Here is a 16230-nt window from a genome sequence, read left to right as displayed (position 1 = left end):
CCTTTTTTATTTATTCAGCAGGTTTATAATTTTCCAGCAGTTCTTTATATAAGTTATAAACCGACATATTAATGTGCGGCTGAAGCCAGATAGAAGCGATTCCGAGTGTAACAATAATCAGGAAATACTGGCCGATAAAGCTCAGATAAAATTGAAAAAGTTCGAGGCGATGTCCTTTTGTAATTGATTTACTTACATTCATTGCTTCCCGGATTTTCAAAGCATGATTATCTGCAATAGCGTAGGTATTCAGACAATAGGCAATCCATTTGAAAATATAAACAGAATAAAAACAAATTAAGCCAGATATATTGATAATTTTGCTTGCTATTTTTGGATCTATAAGTTTTTTTTCTATAAAAATGTAAAATACAAAACCTTCAATGCAAATAAGTGGAATAAGGAAAAGGAGTCCCCATATGGATACCCATAGAATAGTCCACCAGTAATTACCAATACCTTTCCCAGCAAGCTTGAAATTAGCAAAATAATCTTTAAGTGTAAAATTATAATACTGGTCGGTCTTTTTTTGTTTTGCAATCTGAACAATTAACGCAAAATATGCCATGCTGAAAACAGGAGTTATTAAACCGGTAATTAAAATATCAAGAAATTGAAAAGGTTGAAATGTGGTGGAAAATTTGAAATTAGTAAATAAGTTTGTACTATAGATCTTAGGAAGAATTTTTGAAAACGGGGAAAACCGGATTGGAATAAATACTGTAAATATGATTGCCAGAGTATAAGAAACAATTAAACTGATTAGTAACGCAAGACGCGGTGTTTTAGAATAAGGCTTTAGCTGTTCAGCAGCCAATACTTTTTTAGCATTGAAATTCATAAATTTTCCTTTTTAAATAACAATTTTTTAATTGTAAAATTGAAATTCCCGTGCAAAAACACGGGAATTTATTTTACATATTCAGAATTCTAAGAATCTTTTTTGTGAAAAGAACACAAAGAATATCGATAATCCAGATTACGTTCCAGCCGAGAAGCAGCAGGCGGATAATACCTGCAACAGGTTTTCCTTCCTGGAAGCGGGTTACAGCTCCAAATAACCATGAAGTTACCGGAATAATTGCCAGAATAAGGCTGATAAGCCATGGCAGTCCAAAATAATCTTTACCTTTTTTTGCCATTAAAATGACCTCCTGATTTGTCTTTATCTCTATTTTATAACGAATTGGGTATTTTGCAATGTTTTTTTGGCTAACGACCGTTCATTTTTTCTTAAACTAATTAACGTTAGTTACCGATATTTATAGTATGAGTAAGAAAAATATTTCACAGGAAAAAATTATTCAGGCTTTTATGGCCAGCGCTTTTGATAAGAGTGCCGGCGCCAGTTCTCTGGCTGATGTAGCAGATATTCTGGAGATTAAAAAGGCTTCTCTCTATAACCACTTTGAGAGCCGCGATGCTATGTATACTGCAACACTTTCTTATTGTGCTAAAGAAATAGAAGCTGTAGGTTTTACGCAGGAGAAGACTCTTGAAGGAATTAAGGGTGGAAAAACAGCTCCTTCTGCAGTGTTTAAGAAGCTCATAACACGCTATACAGAGCTTTTTGAAAACGAACCTTTGTTCCAGATTTATGTTTTCGTTCACAGCGAACAGTATTTTAATCTTGATGCATTCAAAATTGTTGAAGGGGAAAACAACAGAATTTGTGATGCAATAAAGGATATTCTTACTGCTTTTGCTGCTGCAAAGAAAATTGCAAAGAAAACAGATAAGGAACTTAAAGATATTGCTGCACAGCTCTCTGCAATCATTATTCAGCATAGAGATTACTATATTGCAGCAAGAAAAGAGATTGTACGACAGAATCCAGACAGTAAGGCTGGTGGACTTTTTGCACTTCCAACAGATGAGGCTGCCCTTAGCCGAACTCTCAAACTGGTAGATGCTGTATTGAAATCTCTTTAATCACCGTATATCCGATGAATTTCATCGGTATATTCACCATCATCATTACGTACTACAAGAGGCGGTTCAATTATGAGCCGTCTCTTTGCATTTTTACGGGCTTCTATCATTACCATATTCGGTTCTTTGTCAGCAAAAGGGTAAATAAGCCGCATTTTTTTTGCTTCCAGCTTATGAGTTGCAAGTGATTCGAAAATTTCTGGAAGTCGGTAAGGCCTGTGAATCATGAAAAAACGCCCGTGTGTAGCCAGAAGATAATCTGCAGCTGCTACAACATCTTCAAGTGTACATAAAACTTCATGTCGTGCTATTGTTTTTGCATCCAGATTATTACCTTTTCCATGAATGTCAGCCATATAAGGCGGATTACAGGTTACAACATTGAAACTGTGTTTATCAAAAAGTTTATCAACCTCACATAAATTACCTTTTACTATATTTATCTGATTTTCAAGCTGATTCAGGGCTATACTGCGCTTTGCCATTTCTGCAGAAGCATCCTGAACTTCCAGTCCGGTAAATGTTATTGAAGATTTCAGATTATTTGAGCTTAAAGCCTGGCTTCCAGCCATTAAAAGTGGAATAATTCCGGTTCCTGTTCCCAGATCGATTACTTTTTCACCAGCCTGTACTCCACTTGCAGAGCGTAAACCTCCTGAAACAGCAAAATCAGCCAGTAAAACCGCATCTATTCCAAACTGAAAGCGTTCTGTGTCCTGAATAATCTTAAAGCCGTTGCGTAATGTATCAACCTGTTCCATAGTTCAAATATAACAGAAATTTACTATATATTAGAAAAAATTAGCAATTAACAAAAAGTGTGATATACTATTTTTATTAACATAAACAAAATTATAGAAAAAAACAATTCTATATTTGATTGTTTATTAATGGAAGGGATAAATGGCTAAAACAAGAATTGGTAAACTTCGTATTTCTTTAGCAGTCAAGTTGTTGGTAATGTTTCTGGCAGTTCTTTTTGTCGCAAACATTATCTTTGGAGAAGTTGCATATAGAGAAGCTTCTGTTGGAATGACTAGAAGTGTTTATAGTCAGATAGATTCTCTTTCCTGGGATGTTGTTCACCAGATTCAGGCTATAAACGATAAGCACTTTCAGACTCTTCATTCAATTGCAGAACTTGCTATTATGAAGGATGAAACAGTTTCTCTGGCAGATAAACAGAATCAGCTGAAAAAAGTTGCTGCTTCAATTGGCTCAAATATTCAGAATATGGCCTTTTATGATGCACAGGGAAATGCAATTACAGATGATGGCCGTCTTATGAATTTTGCAGCCCGTCCTTATTTCAAAGAATCTTTTTCTGGAAAAGATTTTGTTTCGGATCCTGCATTAAGTGCTGTTACTAATAGTATTCTTCAGCATTATGGAGTACCGGTATATAACGAAAATCATAAACCAATTGGTGCAATCGTAATGGTTATCCAGGGAAATACAATCCTTGATACAATTTCAAAGATCGATATGGGTGGTGGACTGCATCCATCGGTTATCAACTGGGCTACAAGTACAACTGTTGCAAATGCAAATGAAGGAACTGATGAAAATGCAAATGGAGATCAGCAGCTTGATGAAACACAAGGACTTGGTCTTATTCTTGCAAATATCTTCCAGGGAAAAGAAGGTATCGATGCCTTTGAAGATCCTAATATTCATGTACATCTTATTGCTTCATACAAAAAAATCCCTGGTACAACCTGGACACTGTTTGGTGTAGCTTCATATGATTATTACTTTGGTACACTGAGTTCAATGAATCGCTCTCTTACATATGTAAATATGATAACACTTTTAATTTCTGCTGTCATAATTGTTATTCTTGTAAGACTTCTTATTAAGCCTCTTACTGTTGTAAAGAAATCTATTGAAACAATTGCCAGTGGAAATGCAGATCTTACACAGCGTATTCCAGCAGCTTCAAATGATGAAATTGGTGATGTAGTTCGGGGCTTTAATACCTTCGTTGAAAAACTTCAGGGAATTGTAACAAATCTCCAGATATCTAAATCAAATCTTATTAGTGTTGATAGCGGACTTCAGGAAACAACACAGGATGCTTCTGCATCAATTACAGAAATTATTGCAAATATCGAAAGCGTAAATAAACAGATTCTTAGTCAGGCTGATTCTGTACAGGAAACTGCCGGCGCGGTAAATCAGATCAGTTCAAATATCAGTTCTCTTGAGCGTATGATTGAATCTCAGGCTGCAAGTGTAACTGAGGCTTCTGCCTCTGTAGAACAGATGATTGGAAATATCAATGCTGTTAATAATTCTGTAGGAAAGATGATTGAATCCTTCCATACATTACAGGAGCACTCTTCAGCTGGTTTCACTACACAGAATAATGCAAATGAAAAAATCATGCGTATTGAGGAACAGTCTAAGATGCTTCAGGAAGCAAATATCGCTATTGCCAATATTGCAGAACAGACAAACCTTCTTGCTATGAATGCGGCAATCGAAGCGGCACATGCTGGTGAAGCAGGTAAAGGATTCGCTGTCGTTGCCGATGAAATCCGTAAGCTTTCAGAAACTTCAACTGATCAGTCTAAGACAATTGGAAATGAGCTTCAGAAGATTTCTGAGACTATCCAGGATGTTGTAAGCGTTTCAAGCGAAACAAACACAGCCTTTACAGCAATTACTAACAGTATTGCAGAAACCAGTCAGATTATTGAGCAGATTAAGGGTGCAATGGAAGAGCAGCAGATTGGTTCTAAGCAGATTATAGATGCTTTGCATGCTATGAATAATTCAACTTCTGAAGTACGTTCTGCATCTGATGAAATGACAGAAGGAAATAAACACATTCTCAAGGAAATTGAGAAACTTCAGATTTCAACTGACTCAATGAAGGGTAGTATTGATGAAATGCAGATTGGTGTTGAGCGAATGAATGCAACTGGTGCAGCCCTTTCTGTAATCACCGGCACTGTTGCCGACAATATTAAGAAGATTGGTTCAGAGATTGATTTGTTCAAAGTTTAACTTGAAATCTTTTTAAACTCACTATATACTTCAAGAATGAATGACAAAAAGCATCAAAAATGTCATTCATTTTGGAGTAAAAAATTATGATTTTTGATGAGAATTACACTGTTCCAAAAATGATAAAGAATTCTGCTGAGCAGTTTTCTGAAGTAAATGCACAGATGAAGCGCATAAAGAATGGTCAGTTTGAACCTGTGCTTTATCGTGAAGTATACCAGCTTGGTCTTGATTTTGGTGCAGCTTTACTCAGCCTTGGAATTCAGCGTGGCGATCCAATTGGTCTTATTTCTGATAACCGTGCAGAATGGTTATATGTAGACCTCGGTATTATGAATATTGGAGCTGTTGATGTTCCACGAGGCTGTGATGCAACTCCAATCGACCTTGAAAAAATCCTTTCTATTACAGAAGCTAAGTATTGTGTAGTTGAAAATAACTCACAGGTTACAAAACTTCTTTCTTTAAAAGATAAGCTTCCTGCACTTAAAACAATCATATCTATTGAAAGTGATGTAAAAGCAGATAATCAGGAAACTGCAAAGGCTGCAGGAGTAACAATTCTTCTTTATGAAGATCTGATGAAGATTGGCCAGAAATGGCGTATTGAAAATAAGGGTAAAGTAGAAGAAGAACTTGAAAAGGGTAAGGGTGATGAACTTGCTACAATCATCTTTACTTCTGGAACTACAGGTACACCAAAGGGAGTAATGCTTACTCATCACAATTTCCTTGCTCAGCTTGATGAAATTCCAGAGCGTATCTTCCTGAACCCTGGTGACAGAGCATTAAGCGTGCTTCCAGTATGGCATGTTTTTGAACGCGAAGTTGAATACGTAATTTTGATTCAGGGTGCATGTCTTTGTTATTCTAAGCCGGTTGGTTCAATTCTTCTGGCAGACTTTAAGACACTTAATCCACATCTTCTTCCAGCTGTTCCTCGTGTATTCGAAGCAGTTTATGATGGAATTACAAAGAAGATGCGTAAAACAGGTGGTATTGTTCTTGCAATGTTTAACTTCTTTGTTCGCGTTGCAAAGATTCAGAAGGCAATGTCTCGACGCATGTTCAACAAAAATGCCTGCTATACACGCTACTATCCTGTATTCTGGTGGATTGTTTGTCTGATTCCTTGGACTCTTTTGTGGCCACTGTATGGTCTTGGAAATCTTCTTGTATTCAGAAAAATCAAATCTATGCTTGGTACAAACTTCCGTGCCGGTGTTGCTGGTGGTGGTGCCTTCCCTAAGTTTATTGATGAATTCTTCTGGGCAATCGGAGTTCAGATTGTAGAAGGTTATGGACTTACAGAAACTGCTCCAATCGTTGCAGTTCGCCCTATGGCTGATCCAATTTTCAGAACTATCGGTTCTCCAATCCGTGGTGTTGAAGCACGCATTGTTGACCCACAGGACGGTTTTGTTCTTGGCCGCTGTAAAGAAGGTGTTCTTCAGATTAAGGGACCAACAGTAATGAAAGGTTACTACAAACGCCCAGACCTTACTGCAAAGGTAATCAATGAAGACGGCTGGCTTGATACTGGTGACCTTGCAATTATGACAATTCATAACGAACTTTGTATTAAGGGCCGTATTAAGGATACAATCGTTCTTCGCGGTGGTGAAAACCTTGAACCTCTTCCTATTGAAACAAAGCTTTCTGAATCACGCTATATTAAGCAGGCTGTAGTTGTTGGTCAGGACCAGCGCTACCTTGCAGCTTTAATTCTTGTTGATGAAGATGAAATTAAAAACTACGCTGCTTACAATGGTTTGCAGTATGATACTTACGAAAATCTTCTTGAATCAGAAGCAATTCAGAAGCTTTACGAAACAGAAATCGCAAACCTTATCAGTGCAAAGAACGGCTTCAAGATGTTCGAACGTATTTCAAAGTTCTCCCTCATCACAAAGCCATTCGAAGTTGGCGTAGAACTTTCAGCAAAACAGGAAATCATGCGCTTCCGCATCAACGATTTGTATAAAGATAAGATTGAATCGATGTTCACTGAGTAGCCTAAAATCAAACGAACGTAAAAAAAACACGCTGGTTATAAATCAGCGTGCTTTTTTTATAGATCCTGAAACAAGTTCAGGATGACGTTTGTTTATCAAGATGTCGTCCTTTAATCAAGATGACTGTCACCCCGAACTTGTTTCGGGGTCTTTTTTTATTTACTCAACAGATTATTAAGATGCTTTACGAACTCCGCAGGTTCCTTAACTTCCATACCGGCAATCATCAATGCCTGAGTGAAGAGAACTTCTGAAACGTCTGCAATCAGAGCTTCGTCGTCGCTTTCCTTAATCTTTGCGAGAATTGGGTGGTCACCATTTACTTCGAGGATTGGCTTCAAATCAGGACCAGCCTGACCCATAGCGCGCATCATCTGAATCATCTGATAGCTTGGATCATTTTCATCTACAACGATACAAGATGGGTTTTCACCGCTCAAGGTCTTAGAAAGCTTAACTTCCTTAACCTTGTCACCGAGAGCCTTCTTAATCTTTTCAACTACAGGCTTGAATGCTTCTTCCTTCTTCTTAGCTTCTTCTTTGTCGCCGCCGAGGTCTTCGTCTGAACCAGCGCGGTTTACAGCCTTAAGCTCGAACTCGTTCTTATATTTTCCGAATCCTGGAATTACGATGTCATCAATATCATCATCCATAATAAGAACTTCAAAGCCCTTATCTGTGTATGCTTTTACGAGTGGATTTGCACGAAGGTTCTTTTCGTCGCTTCCGCTGATGTAGAAGATTGACTTCTGGTCTGTCTTCATGCGCTGAACATAGTCTGCAAAGCTTGTGTAGTTGTCATCACCAGTTCCACTTGCATCTGTAGACTTAAAGCGAACGATTTCTGCAATTTCGTCGCGGTTTGCGTAGTCGCTGTAGAGACCTTCCTTCATAGGACGGTTGAAGTTCTTTACGAACTTGCTCCACTTTTCAATTGCTTTCTTGTCGTCGTCTGTGCGGTCTGCTTCTGCAACTTTCTTTGCCTTGTCTGCGGCTTCGCCCATCTTCTTGAACTCGCTGAGCAATTTCTTTACAGATGCAGATTTAATATTGTCGAGGATGCGGTTCTGCTGAAGGATTTCACGGCTTACGTTTAATGGCAAGTCTTCGCTGTCGATAATACCACGTACAAAGCGGAGGTAAGATGGCAACAATTCTCGGTCATCATCAGTGATGAATACACGCTTTACATAGAGCTTAAGTCCGCTCTTGTAATCAGCCTGGTACATATCAAAAGGAGCTGTCTGTGGAACAAAGAACAATGTTGTATATTCTTGAGTTCCTTCTGCATGTGTGTGAACGTAGTGGAGTGGATCCTGTCCGTCGTGGCCGAATGTCTTGTAGAACTCGTTGTAATCTTCGTCCTTAAGTTCGCTCTTGCTTCTCTTCCAAAGTGCAGAAGCGCTGTTTACCTGGTCAATTTTGCTCTCGCTGCCAGTTTCTTTTCCCTTATCATCATATTTTTTCTGTTCGTAGTGAAGGAAGATAGGGAATGCAATGTGGTCTGAATACTTTTTGATAAGCTCTTCAATCTTCCAGCGTGAAGCGAATTCCTTGCTGTCGTCGTTCAAGTGCATTTCGATTGCAGATCCGCTCAATTCAGGTTTATCAAAACCATATTTCTTAGCAGCAGCACTATCTACGGCTACTTCTTCAATTTCGTAAGAGTTTGTACCGTCAGAAGACCAGTGCCAGATTTTTCCGTCACCTGCTGCCTTGCGTGTATAAACATCAATCTTATTTGCAGCCATGAATGCAGAGTAGAAACCTACACCGAACTGACCGATAAGAGCAGAATCCTTGCTTGCCTCAGCTGTAAGCTGCTCCATAAATGCCTTTGTACCGGAGCGGGCAATTGTACCGAGGTTGTTTGTGAGGTCCTCGTCTGTCATACCAATACCAGAATCCTGAACAGTAAGTGTGCTGTCCTTTTCATCAAAAGTGATGTCGATTCTTGGCTCAAACTTAATTGCCTTAAAAGCTTCATCAGAAACTGTAAGATACTTTAATTTATCAAGAGCATCTGATGCATTTGAAACGATTTCCCGGAGGAAAATATCCTTATTTGAATAAAGTGAATGAATGATAAGTTTAAGAAGCTGATTTACTTCTGTCTGAAATTCATATTTTGCCATGATTACCTCTGATTTTAGAATCATCTTTAAAAATAATAAATTTTTATTTAAAAAGGCAAATTTTTTTTCTTCACCGAATCACATTTATCGCTTAAACTATAAATATGAGAGACAATGTTAGACTTTTTCTGAGATTTTTACTCGTAACTGCAGGTGCCGCTGTTATGGCACTGAACCTTAATACCTTTGTATCTACCGCAGGCTTACTCCCGGGCGGCTTCACTGGTATTTCACTTTTACTTCAGGAAGTCTTTTCCAAATTCTTTAAGATTCATGTTCCTTTTACTGTTTTTTACTGGGGGCTTAATATTGTACCGGCTCTTATCTGTTTCCGCTTCGTTGGAAAAAGATTCACACTGCTTTCCATCTGGGCAATTATTGCATCCGGTCTTTTTACAGATCTGTTCCCGGGCTTTCAGATGACAGATGATATTATGCTCTGCTCCATCTTTGGTGGAATTGTAAATGGTTTTGCAATCAGTCTTTGTCTTTTAGCTGGCGCAACCAGTGGCGGTACAGATTTTATTTCGATTTATGTTTCTGAAAAAACAGGTCACAGTATCTGGAATCATATCCTTGTTTTTAATGTGATTATTCTTGGAATTTTCGGTCTCTTATTTGGCTGGAGCCGCGCGCTGTATTCAATTGTATTTCAGTTTGTAAGCACTCAGATTCTGAACTTCCTTTACAAGAGATACCAGAAATCTACACTTTTGATTATTACTGATTATCCTGCTCAGATTATACAGGTGATTCGCGAAATAACAGGTCATGACGCAACACTTTTTACTGGAAACGGCTGCTATCAGGGAACCGAGCGTAAAATGCTTTACACTGTAATTTCTTCAGATGAAGAAGACAAACTGCTTCGTTCCATAAAAAAAACAGACCCTTGCGCATTCGTCAACATTCTGCAGACAAAAATGCTCAAGGGTAATTTCATTATGAAAAAGCAGGATTAGCCGGCCAGCCGCCCCGAAAATTTAATAAAGAGTTTCGCCAAGCAAACGTGCTGCAAGATTTACAGCAAGTATTGCAGTCTGATTTCGTACATCCAGAATAGGGTTTACTTCTACGATTTCAGCTGATTTTACTTTGCCGGTTGTAGCAATTTCTTCCATAAGAAGAAGTGCTTCGCGGTTTGTAAGTCCACCTGGGAGCGGAATACCAGTTCCCGGTGCAAACATAGGATCCAGACAGTCCATGTCAAAACTTACGTGAATAATATCAACCTTTTTGAAGAAGGTTTTTACCTTTTCTACAACAGTATCAAAACCCTGGCGGTCAATATCGCTCATTGTGAAAACTGTAACGCCGGCTTCCTTCATCAGCTTTTTCTCGCCCGGGTCAAGATCGCGTGAACCTACAAAACAGATATTCTTTGGATCAACCTTCTGACCATCAAAATATAGATTTGTGAGTTCAGGAAGTCCAAGGCCTGCAGAAGCCGCAAGACATTCACCGTGAATATTTCCTGTTGGTGTTGTCTCATTTGTATTAAAATCGCCATGGGCATCTACATAAAGTACACCAATTTTCTGGCCAGTTTTTTTTGCAGTAGCTGCAAGTCCGGCAAGAGAACCAAGAACTACAGAGTGATCACCACCAAGAACAAGCGGGAAATCTCCTTCGGAAGTTATGATTTCAACAGAAGAGGCAAGTTTGTTGCAGGCTCTTACAATTGGTTTTAAGTATTTTGCATTTGGATTTCCAGGTTTTTCATATTCCTGTGCAGTAGCTTTAAAAATATCTGTGTGAACGTAAGTTGTGTGTCCGATTGATTCAAGTTTCTCTTTTATTCCTGCAAGTCTGATTGCAGAAGGTCCCATGTCTGAACCGTGTCTGCTGGCACCAAAGTCCAGTGGCATTTCCAAAATATGTACATTCATACTAAGAATTCTAAAAAAAAAAGATTATCGGGTCAAGTCCGATAATCTTTTTGAAGGTTTTTGATTCTAACCTTATTTAATCTTAAAGCCGAGGAATACAGCCGGGTAAAGATTTGTTTCATTATTATCTGAACCCCATCGGTGGTAAGTATAATCAAAGGCTCTGTCGTTAGTTCCTTTGTTCTGAATATCAAGGCTTAAGCCCAGTCCAAGATCAAGATGGTTCATGCTCAGAATATTAAATGTAAATCTGAACGAAGGAATCATGATAGACGCAAAATTGAACTCTTTGAATTCCTGATATGTAGTAGGCATATAATCCTGATTGTAAACGCTCTTGAAAAGAACTTCAAAATCAAGACTAGAGAAGCCAAATCTCAATTCTGTACCAAGACCACTGTAAAGAATCACAGTACGATTTTCATTATACTTTTCGAATATATCCCGTCTGTCCATTGCAGCACCGAAAGTGATAAACAGATTCTTTGTTCCGCTCTGGAGGAATACATCAAACATACCGTTTGAATCCCAGTTGAAACCAACATGATGCATACCGTCTTTAATGATATTGATTAAACCGATTGCAATACCGTTGCTTTTTTCAGCATAGTTGATTAAACCAATCTGAACACCAGAAACTTCTTTTGCATAGTTGAATAATCCGGCAGTCTGTACACCATTTATCTCATTTGCAACATTGAAAAGGCCCGCAGTTTGAATACCGTTCACCTTTTTACCAACATTGAAAAGACCTGAGAACTGGCCTCCGTTTACATTTCCAGAAGTATTGAAAAGTCCAGCTGCCTGAACACCATATACCTGGCCTGCAGTATTAAAAATACCGGACATCTGCCCACCAATCATATTATGAGTTGTGATACTCATAATATTTGACCATTGTAAGGCACAGACATTTGTATCAAGAGCACCAATAAGACCCATAGAGAAGAGGGAATACTCTTTTTCTCCACCTGTAATTGAAATTCCTGGTACTGCAGACATATGGAAATAAGTCATATTGCGGGAATTAAAGGTTTCAAAGAAGGAAATAAACTGATCTTCTTTTTTGCTTTCTGATTTTTCTTCAGAAGATTCAGAAGGTTCTATAGAGATTACAGAAATTTCTTCTTCTGTATCATAACGGCGTCTTGAGCCTCTTCTGGCTGGTTTTCGTTCATCAAGATCATCAATTGGAAGAATGTCATCATCTGCGTCGTCTGATGTATTTCCGCGCACACGATTAGATTTTCTCTTAATGCTTGTAAGAGAATTCTGATCAAGCACATAAATCTGATCTTTTTCAAGAATGAAGTAACCCTGTTTTGTTGAGTATTCATCAATAATAATCGCAGAATACTGAGCAGCTGGAAGAGCCATAAAAATTGGCTGACCGGCAACCTTATTGATTTCTGAAATCAGTTTACCTTCTGCATTACGGATGATGAACTTACCCTTTGCATCCTTTGAAAGAGAAAGCATTGCTTCACCACTTGAGATATCAGAAAGAATCAGGTCTCCTGAACCTACAAGAGTGATGTTGTAATTTGGATGCTGAGGTCCTGCCTTACTTGATTCTGTTTTTGAAAGAGTATCGTTGAAGGCATAAGAATACAGTTCATTCAAAGTTACCTTGTTATCACCAGAAGCATCTGCAGCTCCACGAAGACCTGTAATCATTGCATTTGTGAAGTAAGAGGATTCAATTTCATCTGATTCCTGAGAATATTCATTAGTAGAACTTGATGAAAGATATGCATGTCCGGTTACTACAGAAGAATCATCAATCAAAAATGGTTTACGCTTCTGACCACCCTTTGTACGGATGAAGTTTCCAGAGTAGCAGGAATCAAGAATTACAACGTGAATATCACTTGGAACCTCAGTAATTGCAGCTTTTAATGCTGAATAATCATAAGGAATATCACCAAGCAAAAGAGCGTTTTCATCAGAATGTCCTGAATAATAGAAGATAAATTCAGAACGTTTAGCATGACTCTGACTGTTTGTGATTTTAAGAGATATTTTGTTTAATGTATCATCAATAGCTTCTTTAGTCGGGTCAATAAGAATATAGCTGTTTGCATCACTTACACCACCGATTTCAGCCATTGCTTTCTGGAAATTCTGAGCATCGCTTCCTGCATATAAAAGCTGCTCACGGCCTTTTCCACCCTTATTTGAACCGATGTAAACAGCATATCTGTCTACTCCGCTTGTATTTTCTTCTGTTGCTGCTGCAAAGGCCTGAGTAAGGGAAAGCAGCGCAATAGTCATTAAAATAAGTTTTTTCATCTTTTCCTTCCTTTTCAACTATTCGTGAAACTGCTTTACTTTTCCAGAGTAAAGGTTATGCCTTCTGTTTTTTTAGGCAGATAAGAAAGTTTTGTAAGATAATCTATATCAGTTTTGTTTTTAATCTGATTTTCAATGCCATCAAGTGAGAACTGTTTCTTTGAAGTTACCATGATGAAGCATTCAAAGTCCGGTGCGTTATCCAGCTCGTATGAGAAATCGAGTGGAGTTTCATCGGCGCGGCGTTCCAGATGAGCTGCCTGCCAGGTATTTTCAGGGAAATGGCGTGTAATATTACCGTTGCCATCAACACTAAAGATAACTCCATATTCATCAGAGCCAGCATTATAAGTAATCTGAATTACATCTCCAGAGCGTGCAAAATCACCATCATTCAAAGCCTGAATTTCAAGTCCTTTCTGGCGGTAAAGTTTAATCTGTGGCTCAGTTACTGAATGAGCTGCAGCATTTCCCTTTACACGTTCTGTTGGGGTTTGACCTGCAGGGATTCTTGAATTCTTAAGTCCGGCAGGAATAAGAATTGCAGCAAGCAGTACGGCAGCAGCGGCATAGCTTACAATTTTATAAGCAGGGAATTTTAGAATTGTACTGTTTGAATTATTTATCTTTCCCTCATTGAGTTTACCGGCAACTGCAGCCTTCATAGCCTGTACAGAATAGGTATTTAGTATCTCTTCATCAGATTTTTTGAGGTCGTTAATAGCGGCTTCGATATTTTCTTTTCCGTAAGTTGAGTAGAAGCTTTTAGCATCGACTTCAGAGTTTTTGATTTCCTCTAAAATTCTAGTTGGAATTGCCATATCTTCCTCCTGCATATTCTTTAAGTTTTTCCAGACGTTTTCTGATTCCGGAAACAGACATTTTCATTTTCTGGGATGTTTCTTCAAGAGTATAGCCGTCTACATAATGTAAAATTGCAATCTGTCTGTCCTTGTTGTCACGTTCAGAAAAGATACAATCAAGAAGAATAGAAGTTTCGATTTTTTCTGTTCCTTCTGCGCTTGCACTATCTTCAACTATTTCTGCAATTACATCAAATTCCGGACCATTTCGCAGTTTGTCTGATCTTATTTTATTAAGACAGATATTTGTGGCCATAGTGTAAAGAAGGCTGGAGCAGACATTGCTGATTTTCTCCTTTCTTTCAATAAGGCGAACAAATACATCCTGCATGGCATCAAGAGCCTTTTCCTCATTCTTAAGAATGAAGCGGCAGCGTCTGAGAACCATAGGGCCGTACTGGCGGTAAAGATTTTCAAAGTCATCCATTGACAAAGTTTTCATTGTACAAATTGTCCTGTCATTAAGTTTAACACTCGAGAAGTGAAAAAGTGTTACATAATTTAAAAAAAGATTGCCGGGCCAGACCCGGCAATTTCTTAATAATTATTCAGTGTAAGACCAGTGTATGTTTTTGCATATTCATCGCCTGCACTGCGTATAACTTTCTCCATCTCTTCTGTAAGATGTTTTGCGGCAATCGGCTCAGAAAGATCTTTAAACTTGCTGATAGGAATTACCGGCAGCATCTTTATATCATACAGATAAGTTTCCACGTGATTGTAAGACCATAGCGGGTCATGTTTACCAAGACCGTATTTATCGCTTCCGCCAATAAACATAGGCTGAACATCACAACCGCAGTAAAGTGCAATTCGGGCAGCACCTTTTTTATAATTATTTTGACCAATTCGAGGGCTTCGGGTTCCTTCCGGGAAAATAATTACATTACAGCCCTTATCAGTGAGCTTTTTACATTCAACAAGTACATCATCAAAATCAGTTGTGTTGGTAATATAAGCCTGCTTAATAACGCCGCGAAGTGGAGTATGAGTAAGACTGCCACGAACAATACATGTAGAATTAGGTACAAGCGACATAATGTAAACAAAATCAAGAAGTGAAGGATGATTTGCTACAATAATTTTGCTGTGGATATCACGGAAGGCCTGTCTGTCTTCAACCTTAAGATGAGAAGTTTTACAGACATCAAGATTTCTAAGAAATACCCTGAATGTATGAGAAACATATGCGCGGGCAATAATACCAAAATCTTTTTTGTGAAGAGTGAAAATTCTTATAAATGGGAATACAAAAATGGCTAAAATAACAGCGCCAAGGCCGAAACAGAGAATAGCAACAATTTTTGAAACACAAAAATAAATATATTTAAAAATATTCTTAATTTTTGGTTGTTTGCTTTTATAGCTCACTTTCTGCTTGCTCATAAATCTTATCCTAACATAATACTACTTTAAAAGAAACCTCAGAAATTCAACTGGAGATTTTCCAACATTTGAAAAGTCTTCAAATACAATACACTCATCCTTCTTTTCAACACTTATAACACAAGAAAATGCTACCGGTATATTTTCGGCAGGTCTTTTATCTCCGTAAGCCTCTGGTACAAATTCATCTGCGTAAACAAGAATAACTTCCTTTTCTGTTCCTGCAAGTATAGGAGCAACTGCAGCCTTAAAGGATTCAGAAAAATCATTCTTAGAAGGATACAAAACAGAATATCCGCCTTTCAAACCAAAGGCAAGGGTAGCAGAAGAAATTGGAGTATTGAATACAGAAAGAGAAAAGCCAGCCGGCAGAATAATTCCGTCTTCAATAATTCCTTTTGTTACAGAAAATGTTCTTGCAATTTCACCGCGTAAAGAAATGAATTCAAGCTTAGTGTCTTTATTGATATGACTTTTTTCCAGCAACGCATGAACAACTTCAACAGTCATTTTAGTAATCTGCGAAAGTCTTCTTCGAAACAGAGGATTTGTATATTCAAGTTTTGGGCTTTCGTTTGAAAGAGCAATGGATTCTTTATTTTCTGCCCAGTTTTTCCATAATTCAGGATCAGAGCCAAGTCCAGGAGCCCACATTGTAATGTCTGATAAATAAATATTTCGCATAAAGCCCATTTTATACTATTAT

At 38.1% G+C, this 16230-nt stretch carries 14 protein-coding genes; 4 read left to right on the top strand and 10 right to left on the bottom strand.

What is annotated here, in order from left to right; genetic code table 11:
- Positions 1-10: 10 nt before the first annotated feature.
- Both AABJ44_RS13975 and AABJ44_RS13970 read right to left on the bottom strand, forming a co-directional pair.
- On the bottom strand, positions 11-841 hold the full coding sequence (locus tag AABJ44_RS13975) for a DUF975 family protein (protein WP_338369647.1): 831 nt from the start codon (positions 839-841) through the stop codon (positions 11-13).
- Between the two features lie 73 nt (positions 842-914).
- A complete protein-coding gene (locus tag AABJ44_RS13970) occupies positions 915-1142 on the bottom strand; it encodes a hypothetical protein (protein ID WP_074643786.1) in 228 nt (75 codons plus the stop codon).
- Between the two features lie 127 nt (positions 1143-1269).
- Here AABJ44_RS13970 and AABJ44_RS13965 point away from each other — a divergent pair, with 127 nt between their 5' ends.
- Entirely contained in the window at positions 1270-1932 is a 663-nt protein-coding gene (locus tag AABJ44_RS13965) for a TetR/AcrR family transcriptional regulator (protein WP_074643789.1), read from the top strand.
- Here the strand turns inward: AABJ44_RS13965 and AABJ44_RS13960 are convergent.
- Positions 1929-2693, bottom strand: coding sequence for a tRNA1(Val) (adenine(37)-N6)-methyltransferase (locus AABJ44_RS13960; RefSeq protein WP_338369646.1), 765 nt, complete (start codon positions 2691-2693; stop codon positions 1929-1931). The two genes, AABJ44_RS13965 and AABJ44_RS13960, sit on opposite strands and share 4 nt — an antisense overlap.
- Before the next feature lie 142 nt (positions 2694-2835).
- Here AABJ44_RS13960 and AABJ44_RS13955 point away from each other — a divergent pair, with 142 nt between their 5' ends.
- Both AABJ44_RS13955 and AABJ44_RS13950 read left to right on the top strand, forming a co-directional pair.
- A complete protein-coding gene (locus AABJ44_RS13955; protein ID WP_338369645.1) occupies positions 2836-4944 on the top strand; it encodes a methyl-accepting chemotaxis protein in 2109 nt (702 codons plus the stop codon).
- An 86-nt stretch (positions 4945-5030) separates the two neighbouring features.
- The gene (locus tag AABJ44_RS13950) at positions 5031-6959 is read left to right on the top strand and encodes an AMP-dependent synthetase/ligase (protein WP_338369644.1); all 1929 of its coding nucleotides are present in this window, start codon (positions 5031-5033) and stop codon (positions 6957-6959) included.
- 155 nt (positions 6960-7114) lie between these two features.
- On the opposite strand, the gene htpG is transcribed toward AABJ44_RS13950, so the two are convergent.
- The gene (htpG, locus tag AABJ44_RS13945) at positions 7115-9094 is read right to left on the bottom strand and encodes a molecular chaperone HtpG (protein WP_338371299.1); all 1980 of its coding nucleotides are present in this window, start codon (positions 9092-9094) and stop codon (positions 7115-7117) included.
- A 104-nt stretch (positions 9095-9198) separates the two neighbouring features.
- Between htpG and AABJ44_RS13940 the strand changes: the two genes are divergently transcribed.
- Positions 9199-10056 carry a YitT family protein gene (locus AABJ44_RS13940; protein WP_338369643.1) on the top strand — a complete coding sequence of 286 codons (858 nt, stop codon included), beginning with the start codon at positions 9199-9201 and terminating at the stop codon, positions 10054-10056.
- Between the two features lie 21 nt (positions 10057-10077).
- Here AABJ44_RS13940 and rocF read toward each other — a convergent pair whose 3' ends face one another.
- From rocF to AABJ44_RS13910, 6 genes are all read right to left on the bottom strand, one after another.
- Positions 10078-10983, bottom strand: a complete 906-nt coding sequence (gene rocF / locus AABJ44_RS13935) for an arginase (RefSeq protein WP_074643810.1) — start codon at positions 10981-10983, stop codon at positions 10078-10080.
- Between the two features lie 72 nt (positions 10984-11055).
- Positions 11056-13275 carry a caspase family protein gene (locus AABJ44_RS13930; protein ID WP_338369642.1) on the bottom strand — a complete coding sequence of 740 codons (2220 nt, stop codon included), beginning with the start codon at positions 13273-13275 and terminating at the stop codon, positions 11056-11058.
- A 35-nt stretch (positions 13276-13310) separates the two neighbouring features.
- Positions 13311-14096 (bottom strand): hypothetical protein, encoded by a 786-nt coding sequence (locus AABJ44_RS13925; protein ID WP_338369641.1) that lies wholly within the window; start codon positions 14094-14096, stop codon positions 13311-13313.
- Positions 14080-14580, bottom strand: coding sequence for an RNA polymerase sigma factor (locus tag AABJ44_RS13920; protein WP_177177746.1), 501 nt, complete (start codon positions 14578-14580; stop codon positions 14080-14082). Before AABJ44_RS13920 ends, AABJ44_RS13925 begins: the two co-directional genes overlap by 17 nt.
- Before the next feature lie 95 nt (positions 14581-14675).
- Positions 14676-15524 (bottom strand): lysophospholipid acyltransferase family protein, encoded by an 849-nt coding sequence (locus AABJ44_RS13915; RefSeq protein WP_074643819.1) that lies wholly within the window; start codon positions 15522-15524, stop codon positions 14676-14678.
- Positions 15525-15545: 21 nt separating this feature from the next.
- Complete coding sequence (locus AABJ44_RS13910; protein WP_338369640.1) at positions 15546-16208, bottom strand: beta-ketoacyl synthase chain length factor; 663 nt, start codon at positions 16206-16208, stop codon at positions 15546-15548.
- Positions 16209-16230 lie beyond the last annotated feature (22 nt).

Origin of the sequence: Treponema bryantii (genome assembly GCF_036492245.1) — a bacterium.
GTDB classification, from domain to species: domain Bacteria; phylum Spirochaetota; class Spirochaetia; order Treponematales; family Treponemataceae; genus Treponema_D; species Treponema_D bryantii_C.
The sequence above is the reverse complement of the archived record's forward strand: the minus strand, read 5'-3'. Positions and strand labels throughout refer to the sequence as shown.